This is a genomic window from Aerococcus sp. L_32 (assembly GCF_050689315.1).
On the sequence record NZ_JBOEQF010000320.1, the window covers coordinates 1 to 2,246 of the forward strand.

Below are 2,246 nucleotides of genomic sequence, written 5' to 3' on the forward strand. Positions count from 1 at the left end.
GATGACAATGAATTAAATCCTATTGAAATAGCTAAAGCTTGGAAAAAGCCAATTGCTACTGCAAAGTATCTAGTCCATCGATTTAACTTACGACGACCAACTTCACCCTGTTTAGACCACTCTGTAAATGAAGGTATAATCTCCATCTGCAATAGTTGAATAATAATTGATGCGGTTATATACGGTGAAACACCCAATGAAAAGATGGAGTAGCTCGAAAGTGCTCCCCCACCAAGAGTGTTTAGTAGGCTGAATAAACCAGATTCAGCTAACCCTTGAATTCCTGCAGCATTCACGCCCGGGACAGTTATGCTAGCCCCGATACGGAATACAATCAACATGATTGCTGTGAATGCAACGCGGCTTCTAATATCCTTATCCTGAAATCCATTTTTCAGTATTTGAAACATTAGATCACCTCGATTGAACCCCCAGCGGTCTCAATAGCTTCTTTAGCTGATGCTGAGAATTTAGCTGCTTTAACGGTTAGTTTGCGTTCTAATTCACCATTACCTAAAACTTTGATACCAGATTTTTCTTTTTTAACTAAGCCTGCTTCGATCAAGTCAGCAGCGGTTACAACAGCACCGTCTTCAAATACGTTTAAGTCATCAAGATTGATGATCGCATATTCTTTACGGTTGATGTTTGTAAAACCACGTTTTGGAATACGACGGAACAATGGTGTTTGTCCACCTTCGAAACCTAAACGTACACCACCACCTGAACGAGCTTTTTGACCTTTTTGTCCACGTTTTGATAGTTTACCCCAACCAGAACTTGCACCACGACCTACACGGTGACGTGTGTGACGAGATCCTTCTGAAGGTTGTAATTCATGTAATTTCATCCTGTTAGGCACCTCCTATTCTAGATTATGCTTCTTCAACAACTACTAAGTGAGCAATTTTAGTAATCATACCGTTGATTGCTTCGTTACGAGTTTTAACAACTGTTTTACCAACTTTTGTTAAACCTAGTGCTTGAGCTGTTTTAATTTGGTCTTGAGGACGTCCAATTAAACTGCGTTTTAAAGTAATTTTTACTTCAGTCATTCGAATTTCCTCCTTAACCTAATAATTCTTCCACAGATTTACCGCGTAATGCAGCGACATCTTCTGGAGATTTTAATGATTTAATTGCTTCTAGAGTAGCACGTACGATGTTGATTGGTGAATTAGAACCTAGTGATTTAGAAGTAATATCTGCGATACCACCTAATTCGACTACGGCACGAACTGGACCACCAGCAGCGATACCTGAACCGGCTTGAGCTGGTTTAAGTAATACGTTACCACCGTTAAATTTACCGATAACTTCATGAGGAACAGTTGATCCTGCACGAGGTATAGTAATTAAGTTTTTCTTACCATCTTCAACCGCTTTGCGGATTGCTTCTGGTACTTCGGCAGCTTTACCAGTACCTAGACCAACATGGCCATTTCTATCACCGACAACAACAACGGCACCGAAGTTCATACGACGTCCACCTTTAACGGTTTTAGCAACACGGTTAATGGCAACAACGCGTTCTTCAAGGTCGTTTTCGTTAATGTTTAATTCTTGAAATGTGTTTGTCATGTTCTTGGCTTCCTCCTTTTCCTAAAATTCTAAGCCGTTTTCACGAGCTGCATCTGCTAAAGCTTGTACACGTCCGTGATATTGGTAGCCACCACGGTCAAATTTTACAACTTTAACACCTGCTGCTACACCGCGTTCAGCGATAGCTTTACCAACTAATGCTGCACTTTCGGTTTTAGTTGCGGCTGATAATGTTTCTTCGTTTGTAGAGGCACTCGCTACAGTAACACCCGCTACGTCATCAATTAATTGAGCGTAGATGTGTTTGTTAGAACGGAATACGTTCAAGCGTGGGCACTCTGCTGTTCCAGAAATGTTGCGACGAACACGCGCGTGGCGTTTTTGACGTAATTTATTTTTATCTGGTTTGCTGATCAAAATAGTCACCTCTTTGTTAGATTTGTAAGGATGACCTTGTCACCCTTATTTTATAGATAATTTGGATACAAGTAAAAGGAAATAATTGTAAAGAATTACAATTATTTACCAGTTTTACCTTCTTTACGACGAATGTATTCGCCAACATAGTGAATACCTTTACCTTTGTATGGTTCTGGTAAACGAGTTGAACGGATATTCGCTGCTAATTCACCAACAACTTCTTTGTTGATACCTTTGATGTTGATTGTAGTGTTAGTTGGCACTTCGATTTCGATGCCTTCTGG

Annotated in this window: 6 protein-coding genes; all 6 read right to left on the reverse strand. The window is 40.2% G+C overall.

What is annotated here, in order from left to right; translation table 11 throughout:
• On the reverse strand, positions 1–410 hold a 410-nt coding region (locus ACRCJ0_RS12325; protein ID WP_431390610.1), incomplete at its 3' end, for a preprotein translocase subunit SecY.
• Positions 410–850, reverse strand: coding sequence for a 50S ribosomal protein L15 (gene rplO, locus ACRCJ0_RS12330; protein WP_016896570.1), 441 nt, complete (start codon positions 848–850; stop codon positions 410–412). The genes rplO and ACRCJ0_RS12325, both read right to left, overlap by 1 nt.
• 25 nt (positions 851–875) lie before the next feature.
• A complete protein-coding gene (rpmD, locus tag ACRCJ0_RS12335; protein ID WP_004262600.1) occupies positions 876–1,055 on the reverse strand; it encodes a 50S ribosomal protein L30 in 180 nt (59 codons plus the stop codon).
• A gap of 13 nt (positions 1,056–1,068) precedes the next feature.
• On the reverse strand, positions 1,069–1,581 hold the full coding sequence (rpsE, locus tag ACRCJ0_RS12340; protein ID WP_016896569.1) for a 30S ribosomal protein S5: 513 nt from the start codon (positions 1,579–1,581) through the stop codon (positions 1,069–1,071).
• A gap of 21 nt (positions 1,582–1,602) precedes the next feature.
• Positions 1,603–1,968 carry a 50S ribosomal protein L18 gene (gene rplR, locus ACRCJ0_RS12345; RefSeq protein WP_016896568.1) on the reverse strand — a complete coding sequence of 122 codons (366 nt, stop codon included), beginning with the start codon at positions 1,966–1,968 and terminating at the stop codon, positions 1,603–1,605.
• 92 nt (positions 1,969–2,060) lie between these two features.
• The coding region (locus ACRCJ0_RS12350; RefSeq protein WP_431390611.1) for a 50S ribosomal protein L6 at positions 2,061–2,246 on the reverse strand (186 nt) is incomplete at its 5' end.

Excerpts from the sequence above, each read along its gene's own strand:
- rplO (WP_016896570.1), bottom strand. The coding sequence starts at position 850 with ATGAAATTACATGAATTACAACCTTCAGAAGGATCTCGTCACACACGT.
- rpmD (WP_004262600.1), bottom strand. The coding sequence starts at position 1,055 with ATGACTGAAGTAAAAATTACTTTAAAACGCAGTTTAATTGGACGTCCT.
- rpsE (WP_016896569.1), bottom strand. The coding sequence starts at position 1,581 with ATGACAAACACATTTCAAGAATTAAACATTAACGAAAACGACCTTGAA.